The organism is Luteibacter sp. W1I16 (assembly GCF_050434905.1).
In the GTDB taxonomy this organism is placed as follows: domain Bacteria; phylum Pseudomonadota; class Gammaproteobacteria; order Xanthomonadales; family Rhodanobacteraceae; genus Luteibacter.
Map to the genome: position 1 here is coordinate 1856289 of NZ_JBNDJJ010000001.1, position 26029 is coordinate 1882317.

Consider the following 26029-nt stretch of genomic DNA (forward strand, 5'->3'; position numbering starts at 1 on the left):
GGTCCCCACCAAGGGAGCGGCTCCCATCGGGACGGTGTCAGGCCTTGGCATGGTCGCCTTCCGCCTTCTTCGCCTGCCCGTCTTCCGCCTTCTTGGGTGGATTGATGCGCACAGTGTCGCCATCGGCGAGGCCGTCCGGTGGGCTCTCGATCAGTCGGTCGCCGGCGGCGAGGCCCGAGCCGAGCTGAATCGTCTTGCCGAAGTCGCGCGCGATGGTCACGTCCTTGAACTTGACCTTGTTCTCTCCATCGACCACGGCGACGCGCAGGCCCGAGTTATCGAAAACGAGGGCGCTCGCGGGGACGCGCAGCAACGACGCGTTCGACGGAAGGTCGAAGGTGACGCTCGCATAGCCACCGGGCAGCAACTTGCCGTCGGCGTTGTCGACCGACACCTGGACCAGCGTGGTACCGGACGCGGCGTTGATCGCCGCCGACGACGATTCGACGATGCCCGTGAAAGTCTGTCCCGGATATTCAGGCACGGCGAGTTTCACGGTCGCACCCTGCTTGATGGACGGCGCGTAGTTCTGCGGCACGTTGACGTACATGCGCAGCTTGCGCACGTCGGACACGACGAACAGTTCCTGGCCACCGCCCCCGGCATTGATCAGCGCGCCGACGTCCGTCTCGCGCGCGGTGACCACGCCGTCGAACGGTGCGACCAGCCGGGCGAAGCCCTTCAGTGCCTCGATCCGTTCAAGATTCGCCTGCGCGGCCTGTGCCAGCGCGTGCTTTGCATCGTAGTCGCCGGTCTTTTCATCCACTTCCTGCTTGGACACCGAATCGGAGTCGCGCATGGCCTGCCAACGCGCGGCCGTGGTCTTTGCCAGTGCCTCGTTGGCGCGCGCGCTGGCGAGGTCCGCCTTCGCCTGGAGCAACTGCTGGTCGAGGTCGGGCGTCTCGATCTCGGCGAGCAACTCACCCGCCTTCACTTTCTGCCCGATGTCGGCTTTCCAGTACTTCAGGTAGCCGCTGGTGCGGGCGAAGATCGGGGCCCGCGCATACGCTTGCAGGCGGCCCGGGAGGTTCAGTTCGCCACCGCCCTGCCCGCCTTCGGGCGTGACCACGTCGACCGTGGGCACGGATTGCGCATCCGTCCATTCGCGCAACTTCCGGGAGTCGTTGGCGCGTGTCGCCACGCCAGCCACGACGACGGCCAGCACGACGATCGCGGCGATGATGCCTGCGAGCCGGAGCCGGCGCGGCGGGGGGGATTTCAACGTATCAGGCGACATGGACGGGCTCTCCGGAGGTATTCGCCGGTGTGGGTGACGGATGACCACGACGCGCGTGGATGAGGCTGAAGACGACGGGAACGAAGAACAGCGTGGCCGCCGTGGCGAAGACGAGGCCGCCGATCACGGCACGGCCCAGCGGCGCGTTCTGCTCACCGCCCTCGCCCAGGCCGAGCGCCATGGGCGCCATGCCGATGATCATCGCCAAGGCGGTCATCAACACGGGGCGGAAGCGGACGAAACCGCCTTCGAGCGCGGCCGCCGTGGCATCGCCGAGTTCGGCCAGACGCTCGCGGCAGAAGCTGACCACGAGGATCGAGTTGGCGGTAGCCACGCCCATGCACATGATCGCGCCCGTGAGCGCGGGCACCGACAGGGTCGTATGCGTGGCGAAGAGTATCCAGACGATGCCGGCGATCGCCGCGGGCAGCGCGGTGACGATCACGAACGGATCGCTCCACGACTGGAAGTTCACGACGATCAGCAGGTAGATCAGCACGATCGCGCCGAGCAGGCCGAGGATCAGGCCGGAGAACGCGTTGTTCATGGTCTGCACCTGGCCGAGCAAGGCGGTGGTCGAGGCCTTCGGCAGGAACTTCTTGTTCGACTCGATGATCTTCTGGATGTCGGCGGCGACGGCGCCGAGGTCGCGGTCCTGCGTCGTCGCGTAGATCTCCACCACCGACTGGATGTTGTACTGGCTCACCACCGCATTGGTGGCCGCGCGCGACACCGTGGCGAATCCGCCGAGGATCTGCGAGCCCGCGCCGCCCGTGCTCGGGCTGATCGGCACGTTTTCCAGGTCGGGAAGGCTGTCGAGGCTGTACTGCGGCGTCTGCATCACGATCGGGTAGGAGACGCCGTTCTGCGGATTCAGCCAGAAGGTCGGGGCGATCTGGCTGGAACCGGCGAGGTTCACGCCAAGGCTGTTGGTCACGTCGCGCTCCGTGATGCCGACCTGCTGCGCGCGGCTACGGTCGACATCGACGTTGAGCGTGGGGTTGGCCCGCGACTGCTGGATGCGTGCGTCGGCCACGCCGGGCACGCGGCGGATCTCGCGGAGCAGGCGGCTCGCGTAGTCGAAGTTGGCCGCGAGGTTCGGGCCGCGGATCTGCAGGTCGATCGGCGCGGGCGAGCCGAAGTTGAGGATCTGGCTGATGATGTCCGCGGGCGGGAAGGAGAATGTCGTGCCCGGGAATTCGCGCGGCAACTGTTCGCGCAACCGGCGTACATAGTCCGCGGTCGGTGCGTGGCCTTCGTTCAGCGCAACCTGGATGTCACCGTCCTGCGAGCCGATCGTGCCGGTGTTGTTATAGGTGTTGTTGATGCCGGACGAGGACAGGCCGATGTTGTCGACCACGGTGCCTAACTCTTCCTTCGGGATGATCCGGCGCACGGCGTCCGTCACCTCGGCGAAGAGCCGTGCGCTTTCCTCCACGCGCGTGCCCACCGGTGCGCGCACGTGCATCAGGATCTGGCCCGAATCCACCGCCGGGAAAAAATTGCGGCCGAGCATCGGCACCAGCGCGAAGGAGAGCACCACGAAGGCCATGAAGCCGATGGTGAACGCCTTGCGATGGTCCAGCGCGAGTGCGAGCAGGCCGTGGTAGCTCTCGCGGATCTTTTCGAAGCGGGCTTCGAAGCGGCGCTGGAAACGGACCAGTGGATTGTGCGACGGCTTCCTGCCTTCGCCATGCGGGTCGTCGTGCGAATGCGGATGCAGCAGGTACTTGGCCATCGTCGGCACGAGCGTGCGCGACAGGATGAAGGACGCGATCATCGCGAACATCACCGCCTCGGCCATCGGCACGAAGAGGAAGCGCGCCACGCCATCGAGGAAGAACATCGGCACGAACACGATGCAGATGCACAGCAACGAGACGAAGGCTGGCGTGACGATCTGTGCCGCGCCGTCGAGGATCGCCGTCTCGACGTCCTTGCCGTGCTCCAGGTGCCAGTTGATGTTCTCGATGGTGACCGTGGCATCGTCGACGAGGATGCCCACCGCCAGCGCGAGCCCCCCCAGCGTCATGATGTTCATCGTCTCGCCCATGGCCGACAAGGCGGCGATGGAACCCAGGATCGCCAGCGGGATCGACGTGGCGATGATCACCGTCGAACGCCAGCTACCCAGGAACAAGAGGATCATCAGGCTGGTGAGCGCGGCGGCGATGATGCCTTCCCGCGCCACGCCTTCGATCGCCGCGCTCACGAACAGGGACTGGTCGCCGATGGGCGCGATCTTGAGGTTGGACGGCAGCGCATCCTTCATCGCGGCCACGCGTTCCTTGATGCCCGCGATGATCGCCAGCGTCGAGGCGGAGCCGTTCTTCAACACGGTCATCAGCACGGAGCGGTCGCCGTTGACGTGCACGATGTTGGTCTGTGGCGGCGAACCATCGCGCACATGGGCGACGTCGCGGATGAACACCGTGGCGCCGTTGACCGTCTTTACCGGCAGGTTGCCCAGCTCGTCCACGTTCGATGGCGAGTTGTTGAGCTGCACCGTGTATTCGTACTGGCCGATCTTCTGCGTACCTACCGGCGTGATCAGGTTCTGCGCGGCCAACGCGTTGGCCACGTCCTGCGCGGACAACCCCCGGGCCTGCAATGCCGGCGGGTCGATGTCGATCTGCACCTGGCGTGTCTTGCCGCCGAAGGGAAACGGGATGGCCGCGCCGGCCACCGAGGTGAGCTGCGGACGGATGATGTTGAGACCGAGGTCGCCGAGGTTCTGTTCGGTCAGGCCCGCGCCGGACAGCGCCAGCTGGATGATGGGTACGGTCGACGCGTTGTAGTTGAGGATCAGCGGCGGCGTGGTGCCTTGCGGCAACTGGCGCAACAGGGTCTGCGCGACGGCTGTCACCTGGGCATTGGCGGTCCGGATATCGACCGTGGGCTGGAAGAAGATCTTGATGATGCCGAAGCCCTGGATCGAACTGGCCTCGATGTGTTCCACGTCGTTCACCGTCGTGGTCAGCACGCGCTCGAACGGCGACGACACGCGCCCGACCATCTGGTCGGGCGGCAGGCCGTTGTACTGCCACACCACGGCGATGACCGGGATCTTGATGTCGGGGAAGATATCCGTCGGGGTGCGCAGCGCGGCAAGCGGACCGACGATGAGGATCAGCAGGGCGAGGACGACGAAGGTATACGGCCGCGTGAGTGCGATCCGGACGATGCCAATCATGGGGAGACGGATTCCGAGCGCGATGTTGCGTCGCGGCGGATTTTGCGCCCGGCGGATTCCGCCGCGTAGTTAAGATTTATTTAGGCGGCTGGACAGGTGACGGAGAACACGGCGCCCTTCTCGTTCCCACCCACCGACAACGAGAATCCGTGCAACCGGACGATGGCGCTGACGATGGCCAGGCCCAGACCGCATCCGGGCTTGGTGCGGGTCTCATCGCCGCGATAGAACCGGCGGAAGACCGCCTCGCGCTCGTTCGGCGGAATACCGGGACCGGTATCGGCGATATCCACGCGCGCGTCACCCGCGGGATCGGTGAGCGCGACGAGGCGGACCGCGCCGCCATTCGGGGTGAACTTGATCGCGTTGCCCACGAGGTTGGCGAACGCCTCGAACATCAACTGGGGATCGCCGCGCAGCGGTGGCAGGCGGCCCACCTCGACCTCGAACAACTGCCCGCGGTCTTCGGCCAGCGGCGCGTAGAACTCGTGCACGTTACGCAGCACGGCGCCCAGGTCCATGTTCTCGAAGCAGGCGCTGCGCTGGCGGTCCTCCAGTTCGGACACGCGCAGCAGGGCGCGGAAGCGGCCCAAGACGGTGTCGATCTCCGCGACGCAGGCATCGAGTTGTTCCGCCTCGGGCTTGCCTTCGAACTGCTGCTGCAAGCGGTACAGGCGCGTGCGCATCCGCGTGAGGGGTGTACGCAGGTCGTGGGCGATGTTGTCGCTCACGCCCTTCACTTCGCCGAGCAGGCGTTCGATCTCCGTCAGCGTGGTATTCACCGTGGCCGCCAGCAGGTCCACTTCGTCGCCGCCCCGGGTCACCGGCAGGCGCACGCTGAGATCGCCCTCGCGGATCGGCTCCATCGCCCGCTGGATGGCGCGGATGCGCCGCGCGGGGCCTCGCGCGATCAGGATGCCACCGAGCAGGCCGGGAATCAGTGTCAGCGACAGGCCCCAGAGCAAGCCGCGGCTGATGATCGCGCCGATGCCGTCGATGGTCGTGCTTTCCTTGGCCACGACCAGGCGGTCGCCATTGGGCAGTACGCGCGTGATGCCGCGTGCACGCAGGGTGGCGTTGCGCGTCGGGCCGGCGAGACTGGCGTTGACCGAGCGCACGACGCCGTCGTCGGTCAGGTCGTCGGGCACCTTGCTGATGTTGCCCGCGATGCGCGTGCCTTTCGCATCGAACAGGCCGATCCACATGAAACCCTGGACATCGATGGCGCTCGCCGCCTCGACGGTCGAGGGCAGGCGGCGTTGATCGGTGTTCTCGAGGTAGTGGATGCGTGCGGCGAGCATCTGGTCGACCACGCCGGACAGGTAACGCGACGCCTCCCACTGCACCACGCCCAGGAGCACGACGCACCAGATCGCGAACAACGCGCCATAGATGATGATCAGGCGCGAGGTGGCGGAACGCCAGGCGTCAGTCAGCGGGCGCAAGGACATACCCCGAACCACGCACGGTGCGGATGAGTGGCGCCTGCCCTGCGCCGTCGATCTTGCGACGCAGGCGGCCGATGTGGACGTCAATCACGTTGGTGCCGGGATCGAAGTGGAAACCCCACACGTGCTCGAAGATCATCTGCCGCGTCACCACCTGGCCCGCGTTGCGCATCAGGAATTCGAGCAGGCGGAATTCCGTGGGCAACAAGGTGAGCGCCTCGCCGTTGCGCTGGGCGTTGTGCCGGACCAGATCGAGTTCGAGGTCCGCGACGCGCAGGCGCGTGTCGTTCGCGCTCGGCCGGCGTCGGCGCAGCAAGACTTCGGCGCGCGCGGCCAGTTCGTCGGGCGCGAAAGGCTTGGTGAGGTAGTCGTCGCCGCCGGCGCGCAGGCCGCGCACACGGTCGTCCACGTCCGACAGGGCGCTGATCATGAGGACGGGTGTATCCACGTTGCGCTTGCGCAAGGCGGAGACCACGTCGATGCCGTCCATGCCCGGCAGCATGCGATCGAGGGTGATGATGTCGTAGCCGTCCGCCAGCGCGCGCTCGAGGCCGTCGCGGCCGTTGGCCACCCAATCGGCGGCGAGACCGTGCGCACCCAGCTCCGCGACGATGTCGCGGGCGGTCACTTCATCGTCTTCGATGACCAGGGCCCTGGGCATCAGGGTTCACTCCGCATGGGCTGAAAGCAACGGAAAACGGCCCCTCGCGGGGCCGTTCCGGATCTTACGCCAGTTCCGCGGATCAAGCGGCGATGGCGACGCGCATCTTCTTCATGGCGTTCGCTTCGATCTGGCGGATGCGCTCGGCGGAAACACCGTACTCGTCCGCAAGATCCTGCAGCGTGGCCTTGTTGTCCTCGGCCAGCCAGCGACGCTGGATGATGTCGCGCGAGCGGTCGTCCAGGTTACCCAACGCAGAGGACAAGGCGCCCATCTGGTTGTTGCTGGCGTCTTCCTCGGCGAGGTTGTCGTACGGATCGGCACCTTCGTCGACGAGGAAGGCGGCCGGGGCCGGCTTGTCGTCGTCATCCGCGTCGGCCGGGGCCTCGAAGCCCACGTCGCGGCCGGACAGGCGCGATTCCATCTCGCGGACGGTGGCTTCCGGCACGCCCAGGTCCTGCGCGACCACGCGCACTTCCTCGGCGTTCATCCAGCCCAGGCGCTTCTTGCTCTTGCGAAGGTTGAAGAACAGCTTGCGCTGCGCCTTGGTGGTGGCGACCTTCACGATGCGCCAGTTGCGCAGGATGAATTCGTGCATTTCCGCGCGGATCCAGTGCACCGCGAAGCTGACCAGGCGAACACCCTGGTCCGGGTCGAAGCGCTTCACCGCCTTCATCAGGCCGATGTTACCTTCCTGGATGAGGTCGGACAGCTGCAAGCCGTAGCCGTTGTAGCCTCGGGCCACATGGACCACGAAACGCAGGTGGGACATCACGAGCTGCTTGGCGGCGTCGAGGTCGGCGTCGTCGTGGAAGCGGCGCGCCAGCGACTGCTCCTCGTCAAGGCTGAGCACCGGGATGCGATGGACCGCCGAGATGTAGGAATCCAGACTGCCAACGACGCTCGGTAGCCCGTAGTTACGGGTGGCGAGGGCTTGGGACATGTGTGGAACCTCCTGAAAGTCTGTATGCAGATTAGCAGTCTCGAAGTGAGAGTGCTAAGTCAGCCCGAAGTTCATCGGTTAACTGTACGCAATGGTACAGAAATACCCTCCGGCTGTCCAGAGGACTCAGGCAGGTATTCAGGAGGCGGATGGCAAGCCGCCAGGAAGCTGGCTGGCTGGCGCTGGCCGGCGCTGGCCGACTGTGGTGGGAGCCGACCTTGTCGGCGATCCCGCGGCCGCGGGCCAGGTCACGGCAAGCACCCATCGCCGACAGGGTCGGCTCCCACCAGGGGTGGGGAACCTCGGGCGTTGCGAGAGGCTATGCCGCTGTTGCGCCTACTTATATTTAGGCAGAAATCCGATTTTAAAGACGCCGACGCAGCACTACCTTTGCTCTCCCCTCCCCACGGAAGTCCCATGTGAGATACTTGAGCCTCCCAAAGGAGATCACCCTCATGACGGCACGGCGTTCGGACAAATCGGCGAAACCCGTGGCGCAACCCTCGGAGCCCTCCGCAGCCAGGGCACCCGCCATGCAAGGAACGGGGTCGCCGGTGAGGATATGGACGCTGAAGCGAACCAGCCATTCGCGAACGTCCTTCCCCGGTTATGCACATCTGCTTGTTGGCTCGATGGACGAGCGCGTGAGCGCGGTGCGGGCGGGCTTGCCATCCGACCAGGTGAAAGACTTGGCCAACGCGCTTCGTATCGGCGAAGACAACTTCATGGGTTACCTGGGCCTCAAGCGCTCCACGATGCGCCGGAAGATCACCCAGAGGCGTTCGCTGGCGACCGACGAATCCGAAAAGCTTCTCGATGTGGGCCTGCTGATCGCCCAGGTGGAACAGATGGTCGGCGAGAGCGGCGACCCGGAAGGCTTCGATGCCGCCGCTTGGGTGGGGCAATGGCTGCAACGCCCCTTGCCCGCCCTGGGAAACCGCAGGCCCATCGAACTCCTCGACGTTTCGGAGGGGCGTGCGACGATCTCGAACCTGTTGCGTCAGGCGCAGACCGGAACCTTCGCTTGAGCGGCGAGGATGCGGCGACCGTCGTCTGGCGCATCGCCACCGAAGCGCCCAATTATGGTGCCGACGATCTCGGCGGTGCCGGTGCCGCCGTCTCCGGAGGCCGCTGGAATCGCCCCGGAACGCCGCTGGTCTATTGCGCGCCATCGATCTCGCTGGCGACGCTGGAAACGATCGTGCATCTGGGCGTGGGCGACCTGCCGTTGAATCGTTACCTGATCCGAGTGGACTTGCCGGCGGACATCGTCGCCGAGGCGCAATCGGTCCATGCGGAGGACGTCGCGGGCTGGGACGCGCATCCACCGGGGAAAAGTTCGCTCGACGCCGGGGAACGCTGGGTACGCGGCCGCCGCTCCGCGCTGTTGATCGTGCCTTCCGTGGTCGTGCCGGAAGAAACGAACGTGCTGATCAACCCTGTTCATCCGGACTCGAAGCGCATCAAGGCGACCCGGATAAGGCGCTATACCTACGACGCCCGCGTTCACGCGTAGCGACGAGTACTAGGCGGCGAGTTCCGCCTTCGGCGGCAACGACCAGTCGATCGGCGGCTCACCCCGTGACTCCAGATAAGCATTCGCCTGGGCGAAGTGGCCACACCCCATGAAACCGCGGTGCGCGGACAACGGCGAGGGATGCACGCTGCGCAGGATCTTATGGCGCCTGCCGTCGATCAGCTGGCCCTTCTTCTGCGCGTGGCTGCCCCAGAGCATGAAGACCAGGCCTTCGCGCTCGCGGTTCAAGGCGTCGATGGCCGCGTCGGTGAAGCCTTCCCACCCCTTGCCCTGGTGCGAACCCGCCTGCCCGGCTTCCACCGTGAGCACGGCGTTGAGCAACAGCACGCCACGGTCGGCCCACGGCGTGAGGCAACCGTGGTCGGGGCGCGGAATACCGAGGCAGTCCTCGATTTCCTTGAACATGTTTTGCAGCGAGGGCGGCACGCGCACGCCGGGCCGCACGGAAAAACTGAGGCCATGCGCCTGGCCGGGGCCATGGTAGGGGTCCTGACCGAGGATGACGACGCGCACCTTGTCGAAGGGCGTATGCGCGAACGCGTTGAAGATATCGGGGCCCGGCGGATAGATCGTCTTGCCTCGCGCCTTCTCCTCGCGAAGAAAAACCGAGAGCGCGCGCATCTCCGGGCGGTCGAGATAGTCGCCGATCCTTTTCTTCCAGGACGGTTCTAGCTTCACGCGATCGTTCAATGTTCCGCCCTGTCGCGAAGGTGCAAGGCCACACGGAGCTGGAACAGCAGCTTGGTGATGAGCAATTTTTCCTCGACGGGTTTCTCGACCAGATCGTTGGCCCCGGCGCGCAGGAGGGCCGCCTGGTTCGCCGGATTCTCGTCACCGGTCATCACCAGCGTCGGAAGCTGTCCCTTGCCGTAGCCGAACTCGTTGCGGATGCGCTCGACGAGGTCACCGCCGGTGAGTTCGCCCTTGAGGCTGACATCGGTGAGGACGACGTCGGCACCGACTTCGCCACGCGCTCTCGCTTCGCGCAGGTGCGTGAGCGCATCCTCGGCACTGATGACATGGCGCACCGTGAGACCATACTTTTCCATCATGCGTCGCGTCGCGAGTGCCACCACGCGGCTGTCCTCGACGTAGAGCACATCGCCCTCCGCGCCACCCTCGGGACGCACATAACCCCGGATGAATTCGGCGAGCGCGCCGAAGCCCAGTGATTTGTCGAAGTAGTCGGTGACGAACTCGCCGAGTTCGCGCCGGTGCAGACGCGCCTCGACATCGCCGGACACCACCACGATCGGCATGTATATCTGTGGCGCGGACTCACGCACGAAGCGCGCTACGTCCAGGCCGTCCATGTCGGGAAGGCGCAGCGCCACGGTCACGAAATCGAAGACCCCGCGTTGCAGTTCGGCCTGCGCCTCGGCACCGGTGGACGCGCCGACGATCTCCACCCCGGGGACCTCCGCGTTGACCACGCGGGCGATCAGCTGGCGGACGACTTTCGAGCCATCCACCACGAGAATGCGCGGCGTCGCGCCCGCGACACCCGAACCGATGTGAGATCCCACCCCGCCCCTCCCCTGTCAGGCCGCCGCGGCGCGGCGAATCTGCCGCGCGCTGACGAGCCGCGCACCGAGCCACCCCAGCACGGCCGAGGCGAAGGGTACCGAAAGCAGGAGCCACGCGGGGAGTCCGCCGAAGCTCACGCTGCCGTCGTACGCGGCGGCCAGCCGGCCGACGGGCCCGGCAAGCGCCAGCTCGAGGACCACCGCGAGGGCCACGGCAAGGACCCCCGCCAGAAACCCCAGCCAGATGCCCGCGTACAGATAGGGACGGCGGACGAACGGACGGCTGGCACCGATGAGCAGGAGCACGCCGATCTCCGCACTGCGGCTCTGGATGTCGACACGTATCGTGTTGCCGACCACCAGCAGGGCGGCGACGCCCAGCAGCAGGGCCAGCAGGCTCACCGCGCGCGTCCCTACGCCGAGCAGGGCGTCGAGGCGCTGCCGCCACGCACCGGTGTCCTGGACCATGTCGACGCCGGGCGTCGCCTTCATCGAATCGACGAGGCGACCGATGTCCTCGGCCGACAACCCGGGCTTCGGCTGCACGGAAAGCACGAAGGGCAACGGATTGGCGTCGAGCGACTGCAGCGCGCCGGAGAATCCCTGGACCTCGGCGAGTTCGTCGAGGCCATCCTTCGGCGTACGCACGACGATGTCGGCAACCTCCGGCCGGCCACGCAGGGCGGAAGCGGCGGTTTCGGCCATGCCCGCGTTCTGGCCCGGCTTCATGAAGGCGCTGATGGACTGGTTGCGGCCGAGCGCGTCACCCATGCGCTGCACGTTGCCCAGCAGGAGGTAGAAGGTCAGCGGCAAGGCGAGGGCCACGCCCATCACGGCCACGGTCAACAAAGTGCCGAGTGGCCGGGCGCCGAGGCGGCGCAGGCTGATGGACATGCTCCAGGCGTGGTGTTCGCGCCACGCCCCCACTTTGCGCGGTTCGCTGCGACGGGTCTTTTCCGGCTCGGGGGCGCGACGCGGTTCGCGGACGGCGTTCATACGATCTCCATCGCGGGCACGTCGGCGACGAGCTTGCCGTGGTCGAGCACCACGACGCGCTTCTTCATCCGCTTGATCAGCATGAGGTCGTGGCTGGCGATGAGGACGGCGGTACCGACCGCCTGGAATTCAGCGAACAGGCCCATGATCTCCATGGCCAGTTGCGGGTCGAGGTTGCCGGTGGGCTCGTCGGCGATGAGCACCGCGGGCTTGGCGACGATGGCGCGCGCGATGCCCACGCGCTGCTGCTCGCCCGTGGAAAGGGCCTCGGGCAATTGCTTCTCGTAACTGAGCAGGCCGACTTTTTCCAGCGCCGCCCGCACGCGGCGGCCACGATCGGCTGGCGAGACGCCGGCGATGATCAAGGGCAGTTCGACGTTGGCGAAGACGCTGCGATCCAGCAGCAAGCGGTGATCCTGGAAGACCATGCCGAGCTTGCGCCGGATCTTGGGGATTTCCGCCGGGCGCACGGTGTTGAGCTTGCGGCCGTCGAGGGTCACCACGCCGTTGGTGGGGCGCTCGATCATCGCCAGCAACTTGAGCAGCGTGCTCTTGCCCGCACCGGAGTGACCGGTGACGAAGGCCATTTCGCCCGCCTCGACGCTAAAGGACACATCGGTAAGGGCCTGGTGATCGCCCTCGTACCGTTTGCTCACCAGATCGAAACCGATCACCGCGTCACCCGTTGGCCCGTGAAGCCACAGAGGATAAGGGATGTGGTGTTGGTTTTGCGGTGAGGCGCCCGACTGGGTTCAGCCAACCGCCGCTTCATTGTGGGAGCCGCTTCAGGCGCGATGGGGTGCTTGCATCAGGCTGGCCCGCTGCCGCGGGATCGCCGACAAGGTCGGCTCCCACCAGGCCGGCTCGACAGGGTTGGCTCGGCGGGGTTGGCTCGGTGGGGTCGGCTCGGTGGGAGCCGACCCTGTCGGCGAAGGGTGCTTGCCTCAGCGCCCGCCGAACAAACGGCCGATACGGCGCAGCAGGCCGACCTTTTCCTTGGCGGGCGGAGCCGCGGTGGCAGGCGTGGCCGCCGGCCGGTTCGCCGTTACCTGTCGCGACGGGCGGCGGTTCGGGTTCGGCTGGCCTTCCGCATGCCGCGGAGCACCGGACTGCTGTGGCTTGACCGAGGACCGTGTCGAGGCGCCATCGCCCGTCGCCGAGGCCTCGCGGCCGCCGTTCGAGCCTGCGCGGCCGCCGTTGCGCGGCCTCGCTCCGTTACCGGCACTGCCGGCGAGGCCCTCGTTGCCGCCCTCGGCACCCTCACGGGCACCTCGGCCACGACCGCCGCGACGGCGGCGCTTCTTCGGCGAGGAGGCATCGGCCATCGCTTCGGCGGCGGCCGGAAGTTCGGCGACCGTTTCCGCGACGACCACGGTCTTCATCGGCACTTCGGTCGAGACCGCGTCCGCTGCGGCCGCCGGCCTGTCTTCGCGCGGCGGGCGCGGGCGGCGCTCGCGATTGCCCGAACGCTCACCGGAACGCGGGCCGCCGCGGCTATCGCGACCGCCACGGCCACCCTTCTCCGGCGGCGCGCCGCGCGTGGGAATGTGGCCATCATTGTCGTTCGGGTCGTCGATTTCATCCTGCACGCCATCCGCGCGCGGACGCGGCGGCGGCATCACCAGCATCTTCGCCTCGATGGACGCAGTCGGAATCTTCTGGTTGATATAGGCCTCGATGTCGGGCAGGCCCATGGCATAGAGGTCGCAGGCGAAACTGACCGCATCGCCCTCGGCGCCGAGCCGCGCGGTACGGCCGATGCGGTGAACGTAGTCCTCGGCATCCTGCGGCAGGTCGTAATTGAACACGTGGCTGACCGCCGGGATGTGCAGGCCACGGGCGGCCACGTCGGTCGCCACGAGCAGGTCGATCTGGCCGTCCTGGAATCGCTGCAGCAGCTTCTGGCGCTTCACCTGCGGCACGTCGCCGGAGATGGCGCCGACGCGGAAGTTGTGCCGCTTCAGGCGGTCGGTGATGCGCTCGGCGGCGGCCTTGGTGTTGACGAAGATGATGCTGCGCTCGGTCTTGCTCTCTTCGAGCAGGTTGAGCAGGAGCGGCATCTTCTCTTCCTTCGACGGGAAGTAGACCACCTGGCGAACGCGATCGGCGGTGACGTTCTCGGTCTCCACCACGAGCTTTTCCGCCTCGTGCATGTGCTCGTACGCGAGCTCGAGCACGCGGTGGCTCAGGGTGGCGGAGAACAGCAGCACCTGGCGCGCCTCGCGCGACGGCAGGCGGCGGAAGATGAAGCGCACGTCCTTGATGAAGCCGAGGTCGAACATGCGGTCGGCTTCGTCGATGACCATGACCTCGACGCTGCCGAAGCCGAAGACATCCTGCTTGTAGTAATCGAGCAGGCGCCCCGGCGTGGCGATGATGATGTCGCAGCCGTCGCGCAGTTGCTGGCGCTGCTTGTCGTAGTCGACGCCGCCGTAGATCAGGGCGCTGCGCAGGCCGGTGGCCTTGCCGATGGTCTGGAAGTCCTTCTCGATCTGGATCGCCAGTTCGCGGGTCGGCGCGATGATCAGGGCGCGCGGATCGGAATCCTTGCGATCCGGATGGGCCGGAGTCTTGAGCAGGCGGTCCATCAGGGCGACCAGGAAGGCGAAGGTCTTGCCGGTGCCCGTCTGGGCTTGCCCGGCGACGTCGCGGCCGGTCAGGGCGATCGGCAGGGTCAGCGCCTGGATCGGCGTGCAACGCGTGATCCCGGCGGCGGCGAGGCCCTGCTGGAGAAGCGGATGGAGGTCGAGGTTTTCGTAGAAGACGTCGGTGAGAACGGTTTGGGACATGTGGATGAGTGACCTGGAGTCTCGCGCCGCGCATACGCGGCGTCGCCCCGGCGGCAGGAATGGGCCGCGGGGCGGTGGGGGATCCGGTCGGCGGCGTCACGGGAGAGTCGGCAGGCGCCGGTTGCCAGACCGGGGGCCATACGACGCGCCCGGCGCACGATGGCCGGAGGCGGCGGCGCGCGACCCGAGGGTTCCCGCTGGCATAGGTGAAAAGGCTGTTAAGCGCGAGCGTGCTCACCTATGTCAACGAGAACCATCCCGTCGGCGCCCTTGAATCGCTTGAATCGCGCCCCTAGTTGGGTTGGAATGAGGGCCGCCGGCTGCAATGGCCAAGACCTTCGGTTCCGGTTGGACCCGCGACATGGGGCTCCTTAGTGTAGCCGATGCGGGCGTCACGGTCGTCAACCCCCTTAACCCCTCCTTGGAGATCCCGGTGAGCGAAAAGATCACCCACACGAGCGACGCTGCGTTCCAGAAGGACGTCCTCGATTCCGACACCCCTGTTCTGCTCGACTTCTGGGCGGAGTGGTGCGGTCCCTGCAAGTCGATCGCCCCGGTCCTGGACCAGCTCGCCGACCAGTACGACGGCAAGCTGAAGATCGTGAAGATCAACATCGACGAGAACCAGAATACCCCGCGCCAGTTTGGTGTTCGCGGTATCCCCACCCTGATGGTCTTCAAGGGCGGCAAGGTCGAGGCGACCCAGATCGGCGCCGTCGGCAAGAGCCAGCTCGACCAGATGATCCAGAAGGCGATCTGATCGTCTTAAAGCTGTACGTTTCACTTCAGCCGCCGCGTGAGGCGCTTTACGCCGCGCCTCACGCGATGCTAGGCTTCAGGAGTTCGCCGGGACACCGCTTGTCCCCCACGTCGCGAACCCTCTCCCATTCTTCTTTCAACGGCGCCCCGTGAGGTTTGCCCGTGTCCGATATCGAAACCAAAGATTCCATCGACGCCAAGGGCGCCGGCGACCAGCCTGCGACCGAACCGCGTCCCCGCACCCGTCGCAAGGCGCCGGCTTCGGCCGAGGCTCCGGCGGTAGAGACGAGCGCTCCGTCGCCGGCTCCGGCCCGGGCGGCGATGCCCCCACCCACGCCACCACCGCTTCCGCCGGCCCCGCAGGCCGAACTCCAGCTGGGTAACACGCAGCAGCAGCCCACGCCGCAGAACGAGCCGCGTGACGGCAACCAGGGAGCATCCCAGGGTGGCGGACAGCCGAACAACCCGCAGCAGGCGCGGGGCGACAACCCGAACCCGCAGCAGAACCCCAATCGCGCCAACGACCGCAACGAGCGTGACGGCCGAGGCCGACGCCGTCGCAACGAGCGCAACCAGCAGCGCCAGGGTGGCGGTGGTGGCGGCAGCCCGGGTAACACCAGTGGCGGCGGTGGCGGTGGCGGTAACTACCAGCATCCGCGCAACAACAACGGCTATCCGGTCGACGACGACGAGAATGCCGACGCCGGCAGCAACGATCGCCTGATCAACCTGACCGAACTCAAGCGCAAGAACGCCATCCAGCTGCTCGAGTTTGCCGAATCCCTCGGTGTCCGCGAGGGCGTGGCGCGCCAGCGCAAGCAGGACGTCGTCTTCAACATCCTCAAGGCGCACGCCCGCTCCGGTGGCGGCATCTGGGCCGAGGGCGTGCTCGAGATCCTGCAGGACGGCTTCGGCTTCCTGCGCTCGGCCGACGAGTCCTACCTGGCCGGTCCGGACGACATCTACGTCTCGCCCAGCCAGATCCGGCGCTTCAACCTGCGCACGGGCGACTACATCACCGGTCGCGTCCGCCATCCGAAGGAAGGCGAGCGCTACTTCGCGATGCTCAAGGTCGACGACATCAACGGCGATCCGCCGGAGGCGTCGAAGAACAAGCTCCTGTTCGAGAACCTCACCCCGCTGTTCCCGCGCAAGTCGTTCAAGCTCGAGCGCGGTAACGGGTCCACCGAGGACATCACCGGCCGCATCCTCGACCTCGTCGCCCCGATCGGCCGCGGCCAGCGTGGCCTCATCGTCTCCCAGCCGAAATCCGGTAAGACGATGATGCTGCAGAACATCGCCCAGGCCATCCAGTACAACCACCCGGACGTCCACCTGATCATGCTGTTGATCGATGAACGTCCGGAGGAAGTCACGGAGATCGCCCGCACCGTTCGCGCCGAAGTCATCAGCTCCACCTTCGACGAGCCGGCCGTCCGTCACGTGCAGGTCGCCGAGATGGTGATCGAGCGGGCCAAGCGCCTGGTCGAGCACAAGAAGGACGTGGTGATCCTGCTCGACTCGATCACCCGCCTCGCCCGCGCCTACAACACCGTGGTGCCCAGCTCCGGCAAGGTGCTCACCGGCGGCGTCGACGCCAACGCCCTGCAGCGCCCGAAGCGCTTCTTCGGCGCGGCGCGCAACGTCGAGGAAGGCGGCAGCCTCACCATCATCGCCACCGCCCTGACCGATACCGGTTCGAAGATGGACGAGGTGATCTACGAGGAGTTCAAGGGCACCGGCAACATGGAAGTGCACCTGTCCCGCCGCATCTCCGAGAAGCGTGTCTACCCGGCGATCGACATCAACCGCTCGGGTACCCGCCGCGAAGACCTGCTCATCGATCCGGACCTGCTCGCGAAGATCTGGATCCTGCGCAAGCTGCTCCATCCGATGGACGAACTGGCCGCGATGGAGTTCATGCTCGACAAGATGAAGAACACGAAGTCCAACGACGAGTTCTTCAATTCCATGAAGCGCTGAGCGCTCCACGGGATATTGCGAAGAGGCCGCCCGATGGGCGGCCTCTTCGTATCCGCGCCCCGCCCAGCGGCTTTTGCTACGCTGCGCCGCCGGCCATCCCTTTTGGGGGTGGATGTGCGCCCCCATGTGGAGCGGCTACCGGCCCAAAGCCCAACGTCAAGGAAAGTCCGTGTCCATCCCCAGCGCCGCCAAGAGCACGCCGATCGGCGACCGTCACGACCTGGTCGCCTACCTCGCCGAGGGCGAGAAGCCGCGCGAGGCCTGGCGCATCGGTACGGAACACGAGAAATTCGGCTTCTACACGGATGACCTGACCCCGCCACCCTTCGTGGGCGAGCGGCCAGGCATCCGCGCGGTGCTCGAGGGCATGGCATCCCGCTTCGACTGGGACATCGCCCGCGAGGGCGAGACGCCCGTGGCGCTGACCAAGGGCATGGCGAACATCACGCTGGAGCCTGCCGGCCAGCTGGAATTGTCCGGTGCCCCACTGAGGTCCGTGCATGAGACCTGCGACGAGGTGACGAACCACCTGAAGGAAGTCCGCTCGGTGGCCGAGGAACTCGGCATCGGCTTCCTCGGCATGGGCTTCCAGCCGAAGTGGCGCCGCGACCAGATGCCCTGGATGCCCAAGGGGCGCTACAAGATCATGCGTGAGTACATGCCCAAAGTCGGCTCGCTCGGCCTCGACATGATGACCCGCACCTGCACCGTCCAGGTCAACCTCGACTACGCGAGCGAGGCGGACATGGTGAAGAAGTTCCGGGTCGCACTGGCCTTGCAGCCGATCGCAACGGCGCTGTTCGCCAATTCACCCTTCACCGAGGGCAAGCCGAACGGCTACAAGTCGTACCGCTCGCACGTCTGGACCGATACCGACGGCGACCGCACGGGCATGCTCGATTTCGTCTTCGAGGATGGCTTCGGATACGAGCGTTACGTCGACTACATCCTCGACGTACCGATGTACTTCAGCTATCGCGACGGCCAGTACGTCGACCTCTCCGGACAGGACTTCAAGAAATTCATGCGCGGCGAACTGCCGGCGCTGCCCGGCGTGCGGGCGACAATGAAGGACTGGGCCGACCATCTGACCACGGCCTTCCCCGAGGTACGCCTGAAGCAGTACCTCGAGATGCGCGGCGCCGACACCAGCACGTGGAACTCGCTTTGTGCCCTGCCCGCTTTCTGGGTCGGCCTGCTTTACGACGATGTCGCCCTGGACGCGGCGTGGGACCTGGTAAAGGACTTCAGCAGGGCCGAGCGCCACGCGTTGCGCGACGGCGTGCCGAAAGAAGCACTGGACCTGCGCTTCCGCGGCCACACCGTGCGCGATCTTTCGCTGGAAGCGCTGAAGATTTCCGAGGCGGGCCTGAAGCGTCGCAACCAGCTGGGGAACCGCGGCGCGGATGAATCGATCTACCTCGAGCCCCTGATGGAGATCGCGATCTCCGGCAAGACGCAGGCCGACGTGAAGCTGGAACGGTTCCACAAGGAGTGGAACGAGAGCGTCGACCCGGTCTTCAACGAATACGCCTACTGAAGCAACAAAAAACCTCCCCGTCGCCGGGGAGGTTTTTTTTGACTTCCTATCAGCCGATCGCCGGAGCGATCAGAACTGGTACCGGGCCGACACGCTCAGCAGGTTGCCCTTGTCGTCGTTCTCGCCGACCAGACGATCGCCCGTCGAGCTCGACACGCCCGCGATGTGCGCATTGTTCACGAAGATGTGCGCGTAGCCTGCGTTGATCTCGAAGCGCTCGGTCGCCTTGTAGCCGAGACCGAAGGCCACCCACTTGCGGGTCGAGTCCGGCACGCGCGGGGAGCGGGTGTCGTCGTAGGTCGGGGTGCTGTCCACGGCCACACCGGCGCGCAGGGTGAACTTGTCGTCGAGGTAGTACTCGCCACCGACCGAGGCGAACCAGCTGTTGCGCCAGCTGTAGTTCTCGCTCGTGGACGGCTGGTTCGGGTTCGAATAGTTGACCGTGAGGTCCTTGAACGAATCCCACTTGGTCCACGACAGGTCGAAGCCCAGGCCGAACTTCTCGTCCTGATGCCAGAAGCTGGCGGTGGCGATCGCGGGCGTGGTGAAGCCGGCGCGACCGTCGGTGTGCGTGAACGGCGGCTGGCCGCTGCCCAGCAGCGCGCCCACGGTCGGGTTCGACAGCACGGCGGTGACGTTGGTCGGCATCGTGAAGTTGCCGGTGCCTTCGAGGTTGTGCTTGATCTTGCTGCGATAGTTCAGCGCGATGCGATCGTTGGGCGTGAGCTTCCACAGACCGCCGACCTGCCAGCCATAGGCCCAGTCGTCACCCTTGATCTTGGCGTAGCCATCGCTGCCCGGCGGCACGACCGCGGCGTACTGGGCGGCGAGCGCACGGGCGACGGCCGGGGACAGCTGGCCAGCGGCCGCGGCGCGCTGGATCAGGCCCAGGCCGACGGTGTTGTAGTTGATCGCGCTGGTCAGTTCCGCGCTCGTCTTCTGCGCGATGGCGCTGACGCCGACAGCGAAGTCGTCGGTCACGTCGAACGAGGCCGACAGCGTCACGTCGAACGATTTGAAGTCCGACTTGATGCCGTTGTAGCGGCCCTTCCAGTCGGAATCGTATTCGGTCTTGAAACCGAACGGCGCCGTCAGGCCGAGGCCGAGGTGCACGCGGTCGCTGACCTGGGTCGCGAAGTACATCGCCGGGACCGGGATCGTGGTGCCGGCTTCGCCGCCGTTGCCTCCACTGATCGGACGGCCCTGCGCGTCCGTGGCCGTGCCGTGGAACTTGGTGCTGAAATTGATGCCGGTCACGTCGGCCTGGAACACGTTGCCCTTGAGCATGGACATCGAGGCCGGGTTGTTGACGATCACTGAGGCGTCGTCACCGGCGGCGGTGGAGCCGGCGAATGCGCGGCCCAGTGCCTTGGCGCTGTTTTCCTTCAGCTGGAAGGCGCTGGCGTGGGCGGCCTGCGGAGCCACCAACGCACCGGCAATGGCCAGCGAAAGGGCGGCGATGGCCAGCGGACGGGTCGAAAGGTTCAGCTTCTGCATGCGGAGTGGCTCCTGCTTTTGTTCTGCTCGGGGGCGACGTAAAGCGCGTAGAAAGCGTAAAACTTTCCCCTTTTCATACGCGCGTTTAACAATCTGGCTGCGAACTCTGGACGAGTTGACGGCGGTTTTGCAAGTGCTAATGCAACAAAGATGAAACGGTTACCGCTTACGAGGCCCCCGAAAGGGCGGTGTTTTGCTACGGTAGGAACTCACGCCGCCAGCGAGACCTGCCGTCATGCACTGCTTCGTCTACGCCAGTCAGCGCAAACCCGACACCTATGTCTGGCTCACCCGCCGCGAGGGCTTCGATGTCCTCCCCGAGCCGCTCGTCCTCCTGCTGGGTGAGCTCAGCTTCGTGCTGGAGGTGGAACTCACGCCGCAGCGCCGCCTGCCCCACGACGATTCGGAGCGGGTGCTGGCGAACCTCGCCGGCCAGGGCTGGCATATGCAGACACCGCCCAACGAAACGCTCAGCGTCTGCAACCAGCCGAACCATAACCGCGAGATCGATCCTGACCAGATCGTCGTCCGCGCCTGACAACGCCGAATCCCCGCATGGACAAGACGTGCAGCGCGGGTTAACGCGGCGTTACCGCGTGGGCGGTTTCCGCTCCGTATACTCCTGCGCATGGCCAATCCCAAACGTCGTCGACCGCCGCTGATCAAGGCGCTGCCCTGGTTCCTTCCCGCCCTGATGGCCGTCGCCTGCGCGGGACTCACGGCGTCGCCGCTCGCGCTGATTCCCCTGCTGCTGGCAAACGCGCTGGCGATGAGCGCGGTGTGCCACGCCATCGGCTTCGATCCCGAGCCGAGCTACCTGCGCACGGTCCTGCGCCGCGGATCCGCCTACGTCGTCATGTTCACGGCCTACACGTTCGTCGTGTTCATCCTGGTGGCGTGGCCGCTACTGAAGTTGACCCAGGCGCCGAGCCTCGGCGCGGCGCTGCTTCTCGCGGCGACACTGGTGGTCGCCCTGACCGCGCTGTGGCGGGTCTGGCCCGCCTTCGGCCTCGTGTTTCTGTGGGACGACGCCTATCCCGCCCAGGGTGGCGACGGCTCGTGGATATTCACCGCCATGGCCCGGTCGATCAGCTTCGGCCGCCACCTCTCGGCGGAAGACCGGTTCTTCTCGCACTTCCTTCCGGCCGCCCTGGGCCTGCTCGTGCTGGCCTTCAGCGCCGTGGCCTTGTCGGGCCTCTATGGCGTGCTGCCGGCGGAGATGCGTCTCGCGGCGCTCGGCATCTATGCAGTCGTGCTCCTGCCGTTGGGCTGCATGGTCATCGCCAACCGTACCTTGCGTGCCCTGCTCTGCGACCGCCGGGGACACATCCGCACCGCGCGCGCGGAACCGCGGCGCGATGTGGACTCGCCCCCCGTCGCTGCCGTACCGGCCCCCATCCCCGTGCTCAGCAACGAGGAAAGCCAGCCTGGTGTACGCGAACGCGCCCTGCTGACGGCGACCCGCGAAGGTGACATCGCACGCGCGGTGGCCCTGGTGGAAGCCGGGGCCGATCCGAACACCGCCGCGGAGCCGGGCGACCGCGACCAGCGCCCCGTGCTCACCCTCGCCGCCCTCTCACCGGACATCCGCCTGCTTCGTGCGCTCATCGCGAAAGGGGCACAGGTCGATCGCGTCCACAACGGCATGACCGCGCTGCTGGCCGCGAGCCGTGACAGCTGGCACGGCCGCCCCGAAGCCGTGCTTACGCTACTGACCAACGGCGCCAACGCGGCCGGCACCGACGCGGAAGGCAATACGCCATTGCATGGGGCCGTGCTCAGCGCGGAGCCGACGGTCGCCGCGATGCTGCTCGACGCAGGCGCTCCCGTGGATGCGGTGAACGCCGCTGGCGACACGCCGCTGGCGATCGCCTGCCGTGCCGCGAACTGGGCACTGGTGCGCTTCCTGCTCGAGCACGGCGCGAAGCCGGCACCCGTGGGCGGCGAGCCCGCGCTCGTGGCGGCAGCCGGTATCGCCGACGACGACAGCGAAGGCGTCCGCGTATTGCTCCGGCACAAGGCGCCGGTGAATGCCGCGAACGCGCACGGCCGCACGGCGTTGATCGCAGCCGCCGCCGAAGGCCACGAACAGATCGCGCGCGCCCTGCTCCAGGCCCATGCCAACCCGAACCTCGCCGACCGTCATGGCACCACGGCACTGATGGAAGCCGCCCGAGCGGGCGCGCATGGCATCGTGCAACTGCTTGCCGACGCTCATGCCGACGCCGCGCCGCGCGATGGGCATGGACGCGATGCGCTCACCCTCGCCTGCCAGTCGCCGCGCGCCCAGGCCGCCACGGTGCGCGCCCTGCTCGCACTGGGCGCGCAACCGAAGGAAGCCGGCGCGGACGGTCGCAGCGCCCTGGACCATGCCGCCGCCACCGGGCGTTGGGATTTCGTCGCCTTGCTCGATCCCGAAACGCCGTTGCCGACCTCGCTCAGTGAGTCGGTGGTGCCGGAAGCCGGTGCCGATTCGCCGCCGCACTTGTACGACGCGCTGCGATTCGGTCATTGGGCCGTCGCCTCCACCTTCGCGACGAAGGTGCGCGAATGGCCGGCGCACGAGCTGGCCGCGCTTTACGTGGATCTCGCCGGCGCCGGTTTCGACGCCGCACGGGCCTGGTTGCTCGACCATGGCCTCACGGCCGAAGCACGGCTCGCCACGCTCGCCGACGAGGAAGGCACGCTCGGCCGCCGGTTGTTCGACGCCTTGTTACCCCAGCTGCCGCATTCCGCCGACGCACTGCTCCAGCTCATGCGCGCGGGCGCGTCGCCGGCTGGCGCAGGATTGCTCGGGCAGGCGGTGTGCCGCCTGGAAGGTGCTGACGAGCGACTGACCCTGGCGATGCTCGAAGCAGGCGCTGACCCATTCGGCCCCGACGCACGCGGCCGTACGCCCGTGCACATGGCGGCGGCCACCGGCCGCGTCGCCCTGCTCGGCGCCTTGCTTGCGCGTGGCCTGGACCCGAACGCGCGTGACACCGGCGGCCGCACGCCCCTGCACGCCGCGCTGGAACAGGGTGGCGAAAGCTTGCCACTGGTCCGCCTCCTGGTCGCCCATGGTGCCGACCCCGAAGCCGCCGACGTCAATGGCGAGACTCCTTACGGGCTGGGCATCGGCCATGGCGAGGTCGAACGCTGGTTGAGCTGGCCGTCGTGGCAGCTCCCGCGCCGCGCGCTGCGGGCGGACGATCTTCCCGCCGCCGCGGCGGCGGGTGATACACAGGCGGTCGACCGCCTGCTGGAACTCGGCTTTCCCGTCGACACGCGCGACAGCCACGGCGCGAGCGCCTTGCTCCGCGCGGCCGGTGCGGGCCAGCGCGATGTCGTGGAACATCTGCTCACGGCGGGAGCCGATCCCACCGCGGCCGCGGCATCCGGCGTGACGCCCCTCGCCGCCGCGGTGAATGCACGGCGTGAAGCGGTGGTGGAGTTGCTGCTCGCACGCGGCATCGCCGCCGATCAGCGCCTGCCGGGCAATGCCACCGCACTGATGATCGCCGCGACGCTCGGTTATCCCGAGATCGCCGACATGCTGCTCGCCGCCGGCGCCGACGCTTCCGCGGAGGACGCCCACGGCCACACGGCACTGCATGCCGCCGCCCAGTACTGCTTCGGCAGCAGCGACAGCCTGCGCGCGCGCCGCCTGCTGGATACCGTGATCGGCAAGGGTGCCGACGTGAACAAGGCCGACAAGGACGGCGTGACCCCGCTACTCATGCTGCTCGGTGCGCACATGCGTCCCGGCGTCGGCGCCGATGCGACGCACCTGGGTGCGCTCGTGCCGGTCCTGCTCGATGCGGGCGCGAAGATCGAGCATGCCGATCACCGGGGTGTCAGCGCGCTCCACGCCTGCGCCATGCACGCCCTGCTCCCGCCCGCGCGCTTGTTGCTGCACCGGGGTGCCAGTCGTAACGCCGCGGACGCGTTTGGCCGCACGGCCGCGGACGTGGCCCGTCATCTCGGGTATGTCGACATCGCGCACGAACTCGGCAGCCGTGCGGGAGCCGCTATCCCCAGCGTGCGACAGACGCTACGCCAGCCCGCACAGCCGGACTGATCACTTTTCCTCGTCGCGGACGCGCTCTTCCACGGCGTCCGCCTCGAACAGCTGCTGCAGATCGTGCAGCGCTTCCTTCGTGGTCTGCACCAGGGCGGTCTCGTCGTCGTACACCAGGTACTGCGCTCGCAGCACCTGATCGTCGTGCTTGCGAAAGCGGGCGATCCGGCTTTCGACGACATCGGGCGCCATGTCCAACGATTCGAGCACGTGGCGGGTCATTTCCAGGCTCGAATAGAACGTCTCGCGCACCGGATCCTCCACGCCGATATCCATCAGCCGGAACGCGTGCTGGCGATTGCGCGCACGGGCGACGATCTTCAGGTGCGGATACTGGCGGCGCACGAGCCGCGCCGTGCGCAGGTTGGCTTCGGGATCGTCCGTGGCGATGACGAAGACTTCAGCCTTGTCGGCCTGGGCGGCGCGTAGCATTTCCGGACGTCCGGGGTCACCGAAGAACAGCGAGGTGCCGCCGAACCGGCGCGAGGTTTCCACCTGTTCCACCGAGCTCTCCAGCGCGACGAACTGGATACCCTGCGCGCGCAACACACGGGCGACGATCTGGCCCATGCGGCCGAACCCGGCGATGATGACGCGGGGCGTATCGGTTTCGATGGCGTCGAACTCACGGTCCGGCTTGCGCACCCGCTCATTCACCAGGCGCGACGCGGCGAGCACGAGCAGCGGTGTCAGCGCCATCGACAACGAGATGGCCATCACCATCAGGCCGCGCTGATCGCCGTCGATGAGACGGTTCTGTTGGGCGAGGTTGAGGATCACGAAGGCGAATTCACCGCCGCAGGCGAGCACGGCCGCCAGCCGGACCGAATCCGCCGTGGTCAGCGCGCCTACCAGCTTCCCGAGCGGCATGATGAGGACGGCTTTGACCGCGAGCAGCAAAGCCACCATGCCGAGCACGAGCAAGGGCTTCGCCACCAGCATGCCCAGATCGACCGACATGCCCACGCTGACGAAGAAGAGGCCCAGCAGCAATCCCTTGAAGGGCTCGATGTTCGATTCGAGTTCGTGACGGTATTCCGAATCGGCAAGCAGCAAGCCTGCGAGGAAGGCGCCGAGCGTGGTGGAAATACCGGCCAGTTCCATCAGCCAGGCCGTGCCCATCACCACGAGCAGGGCGGTGGCCGTGAACACCTCGGTGCTCTTCGCACGGGCCACGAAACGGAAGACGTGGCGCAACAGCAGGCGGCCGCCGATGATCACGGCGACGATCGTTCCGACGACGCGGATGACGCTCATGATGTCCGGCGCATGCGCGTCGTGGGCGATCGTGCCGCCGAGCAACGGTACGGCGGCGATCAACGGGATGGCGGCCAGGTCCTGGAAGAGGAGGATGGCGAAAGCCTGCCGGCCGTAGACGGTGCCGGCCTCCTTGCGTTCGGCGAGGATCTGCAAGCCGAATGCCGTGGAGGACAGGGCCAGGCTGCCGCCCACGATCACGGCGGCCTTCCAGGTCAGGCCGAACAGGAAGTAGCCGATCGCTCCGATCGCGAGCGCGCAGGCGAACACTTGCAGGCTGCCGCTACCGAACACGGCGCGGCGCATCACCCACAGGCGCGACGGCGAAAGTTCCAGGCCGATGACGAACAGCATCAGCACGACACCGAAATCGGAGATCGCGGCCACGCCTTCGGTGTCGCTGACCAGCCCCAGCACCGAGGGGCCGATGACCACGCCCGCGAGCAGGTAACCCAGTACCGCGCCGAGCCGGAATCGCTTGGTCAGCGGAACGGCGACCACGGTCGCCAGCAGGAAGACGACCGCCGTCTCGAGAAAGTGATGCCCATCCATCCTGCGACTCCCGGAATATCGCGTTGGATTATGTCACGGGGACATCGGTGG

19 protein-coding genes are annotated in these 26029 nt (G+C 66.8%); 7 read left to right on the forward strand and 12 right to left on the reverse strand.

Annotated elements, in window-relative coordinates; translation table 11 throughout:
- Positions 1–37: 37 nt before the first annotated feature.
- The 5 genes from QFZ41_RS08285 to rpoH all read right to left on the reverse strand — a co-directional run bounded on the left by QFZ41_RS08285 (position 38) and on the right by rpoH (position 7482).
- A complete protein-coding gene (locus tag QFZ41_RS08285; RefSeq protein WP_429198327.1) occupies positions 38–1237 on the reverse strand; it encodes an efflux RND transporter periplasmic adaptor subunit in 1200 nt (399 codons plus the stop codon).
- Positions 1227–4430, reverse strand: a complete 3204-nt coding sequence (locus tag QFZ41_RS08290; RefSeq protein WP_429198328.1) for an efflux RND transporter permease subunit — start codon at positions 4428–4430, stop codon at positions 1227–1229. Before QFZ41_RS08290 ends, QFZ41_RS08285 begins: the two co-directional genes overlap by 11 nt.
- An 80-nt stretch (positions 4431–4510) precedes the next feature.
- Positions 4511–5881 (reverse strand): sensor histidine kinase, encoded by a 1371-nt coding sequence (locus QFZ41_RS08295; RefSeq protein WP_429198329.1) that lies wholly within the window; start codon positions 5879–5881, stop codon positions 4511–4513.
- Positions 5859–6539, reverse strand: coding sequence for a response regulator transcription factor (locus QFZ41_RS08300; protein WP_429198330.1), 681 nt, complete (start codon positions 6537–6539; stop codon positions 5859–5861). The genes QFZ41_RS08295 and QFZ41_RS08300 overlap by 23 nt, the downstream gene beginning before the upstream one ends.
- A gap of 82 nt (positions 6540–6621) precedes the next feature.
- On the reverse strand, positions 6622–7482 hold the full coding sequence (rpoH, locus tag QFZ41_RS08305; protein ID WP_371023837.1) for an RNA polymerase sigma factor RpoH: 861 nt from the start codon (positions 7480–7482) through the stop codon (positions 6622–6624).
- Between the two features lie 455 nt (positions 7483–7937).
- On the opposite strand from rpoH, the gene QFZ41_RS08310 reads away from it, so the two are divergent.
- Both QFZ41_RS08310 and QFZ41_RS08315 read left to right on the forward strand, forming a co-directional pair.
- Complete coding sequence (locus tag QFZ41_RS08310; RefSeq protein ID WP_429198331.1) at positions 7938–8510, forward strand: antitoxin Xre/MbcA/ParS toxin-binding domain-containing protein; 573 nt, start codon at positions 7938–7940, stop codon at positions 8508–8510.
- The gene (locus QFZ41_RS08315) at positions 8507–8998 is read left to right on the forward strand and encodes an RES family NAD+ phosphorylase (protein WP_429198332.1); all 492 of its coding nucleotides are present in this window, start codon (positions 8507–8509) and stop codon (positions 8996–8998) included. Before QFZ41_RS08310 ends, QFZ41_RS08315 begins: the two co-directional genes overlap by 4 nt.
- A gap of 9 nt (positions 8999–9007) precedes the next feature.
- On the opposite strand, the gene ung is transcribed toward QFZ41_RS08315, so the two are convergent.
- The 5 genes from ung to QFZ41_RS08340 all read right to left on the reverse strand — a co-directional run bounded on the left by ung (position 9008) and on the right by QFZ41_RS08340 (position 14330).
- Positions 9008–9697, reverse strand: a complete 690-nt coding sequence (gene ung, locus QFZ41_RS08320; protein WP_429198333.1) for a uracil-DNA glycosylase — start codon at positions 9695–9697, stop codon at positions 9008–9010.
- A gap of 8 nt (positions 9698–9705) precedes the next feature.
- Positions 9706–10545 carry a response regulator gene (locus QFZ41_RS08325; RefSeq protein ID WP_429198334.1) on the reverse strand — a complete coding sequence of 280 codons (840 nt, stop codon included), beginning with the start codon at positions 10543–10545 and terminating at the stop codon, positions 9706–9708.
- Between the two features lie 15 nt (positions 10546–10560).
- Positions 10561–11541: a permease-like cell division protein FtsX gene (ftsX, locus tag QFZ41_RS08330; protein ID WP_429198335.1), complete on the reverse strand. Its 981-nt coding sequence runs from the start codon at positions 11539–11541 to the stop codon at positions 10561–10563.
- Positions 11538–12215, reverse strand: coding sequence for a cell division ATP-binding protein FtsE (gene ftsE / locus QFZ41_RS08335; RefSeq protein WP_429198336.1), 678 nt, complete (start codon positions 12213–12215; stop codon positions 11538–11540). Before ftsE ends, ftsX begins: the two co-directional genes overlap by 4 nt.
- Positions 12216–12485: 270 nt before the next feature.
- Positions 12486–14330 (reverse strand): DEAD/DEAH box helicase, encoded by a 1845-nt coding sequence (locus tag QFZ41_RS08340; protein WP_429198337.1) that lies wholly within the window; start codon positions 14328–14330, stop codon positions 12486–12488.
- A gap of 433 nt (positions 14331–14763) precedes the next feature.
- Between QFZ41_RS08340 and trxA the strand changes: the two genes are divergently transcribed.
- From trxA to QFZ41_RS08355, 3 genes are all read left to right on the forward strand, one after another.
- The gene (gene trxA / locus QFZ41_RS08345; protein ID WP_429200203.1) at positions 14764–15090 is read left to right on the forward strand and encodes a thioredoxin TrxA; all 327 of its coding nucleotides are present in this window, start codon (positions 14764–14766) and stop codon (positions 15088–15090) included.
- 161 nt (positions 15091–15251) lie between these two features.
- Complete coding sequence (rho, locus tag QFZ41_RS08350) at positions 15252–17072, forward strand: transcription termination factor Rho (RefSeq protein WP_429198338.1); 1821 nt, start codon at positions 15252–15254, stop codon at positions 17070–17072.
- Between the two features lie 169 nt (positions 17073–17241).
- Positions 17242–18612: a glutamate--cysteine ligase gene (locus QFZ41_RS08355; RefSeq protein WP_429198339.1), complete on the forward strand. Its 1371-nt coding sequence runs from the start codon at positions 17242–17244 to the stop codon at positions 18610–18612.
- A gap of 69 nt (positions 18613–18681) precedes the next feature.
- On the opposite strand, the gene QFZ41_RS08360 is transcribed toward QFZ41_RS08355, so the two are convergent.
- Positions 18682–20109, reverse strand: a complete 1428-nt coding sequence (locus QFZ41_RS08360) for an OmpP1/FadL family transporter (protein WP_429198340.1) — start codon at positions 20107–20109, stop codon at positions 18682–18684.
- Positions 20110–20344: 235 nt separating this feature from the next.
- Here QFZ41_RS08360 and QFZ41_RS08365 point away from each other — a divergent pair, with 235 nt between their 5' ends.
- Both QFZ41_RS08365 and QFZ41_RS08370 read left to right on the forward strand, forming a co-directional pair.
- The gene (locus QFZ41_RS08365) at positions 20345–20647 is read left to right on the forward strand and encodes a YcgL domain-containing protein (RefSeq protein WP_429198341.1); all 303 of its coding nucleotides are present in this window, start codon (positions 20345–20347) and stop codon (positions 20645–20647) included.
- A 90-nt stretch (positions 20648–20737) separates the two neighbouring features.
- Positions 20738–24169 carry an ankyrin repeat domain-containing protein gene (locus tag QFZ41_RS08370; RefSeq protein ID WP_429198342.1) on the forward strand — a complete coding sequence of 1144 codons (3432 nt, stop codon included), beginning with the start codon at positions 20738–20740 and terminating at the stop codon, positions 24167–24169.
- On the opposite strand, the gene QFZ41_RS08375 is transcribed toward QFZ41_RS08370, so the two are convergent.
- Positions 24170–25978 carry a monovalent cation:proton antiporter-2 (CPA2) family protein gene (locus tag QFZ41_RS08375; RefSeq protein ID WP_429198343.1) on the reverse strand — a complete coding sequence of 603 codons (1809 nt, stop codon included), beginning with the start codon at positions 25976–25978 and terminating at the stop codon, positions 24170–24172.
- Positions 25979–26029: the final 51 nt, after the last annotated feature.

Bases quoted from the DNA above. Each gene is read 5' to 3' on its own strand.
- QFZ41_RS08290 (WP_429198328.1), bottom strand. From the start codon at position 4,430: ATGATTGGCATCGTCCGGATCGCACTCACGCGGCCGTATACCTTCGTC.
- QFZ41_RS08310 (WP_429198331.1), top strand. From the start codon at position 7,938: ATGACGGCACGGCGTTCGGACAAATCGGCGAAACCCGTGGCGCAACCC.
- QFZ41_RS08300 (WP_429198330.1), bottom strand. From the start codon at position 6,539: ATGCCCAGGGCCCTGGTCATCGAAGACGATGAAGTGACCGCCCGCGAC.
- QFZ41_RS08295 (WP_429198329.1), bottom strand. From the start codon at position 5,881: ATGTCCTTGCGCCCGCTGACTGACGCCTGGCGTTCCGCCACCTCGCGC.
- rpoH (WP_371023837.1), bottom strand. From the start codon at position 7,482: ATGTCCCAAGCCCTCGCCACCCGTAACTACGGGCTACCGAGCGTCGTT.
- QFZ41_RS08285 (WP_429198327.1), bottom strand. From the start codon at position 1,237: ATGTCGCCTGATACGTTGAAATCCCCCCCGCCGCGCCGGCTCCGGCTC.
- QFZ41_RS08360 (WP_429198340.1), bottom strand. From the start codon at position 20,109: ATGCAGAAGCTGAACCTTTCGACCCGTCCGCTGGCCATCGCCGCCCTT.
- QFZ41_RS08375 (WP_429198343.1), bottom strand. From the start codon at position 25,978: ATGGATGGGCATCACTTTCTCGAGACGGCGGTCGTCTTCCTGCTGGCG.
- QFZ41_RS08365 (WP_429198341.1), top strand. From the start codon at position 20,345: ATGCACTGCTTCGTCTACGCCAGTCAGCGCAAACCCGACACCTATGTC.
- QFZ41_RS08370 (WP_429198342.1), top strand. From the start codon at position 20,738: ATGGCCAATCCCAAACGTCGTCGACCGCCGCTGATCAAGGCGCTGCCC.
- QFZ41_RS08340 (WP_429198337.1), bottom strand. From the start codon at position 14,330: ATGTCCCAAACCGTTCTCACCGACGTCTTCTACGAAAACCTCGACCTC.
- ftsX (WP_429198335.1), bottom strand. From the start codon at position 11,541: ATGAACGCCGTCCGCGAACCGCGTCGCGCCCCCGAGCCGGAAAAGACC.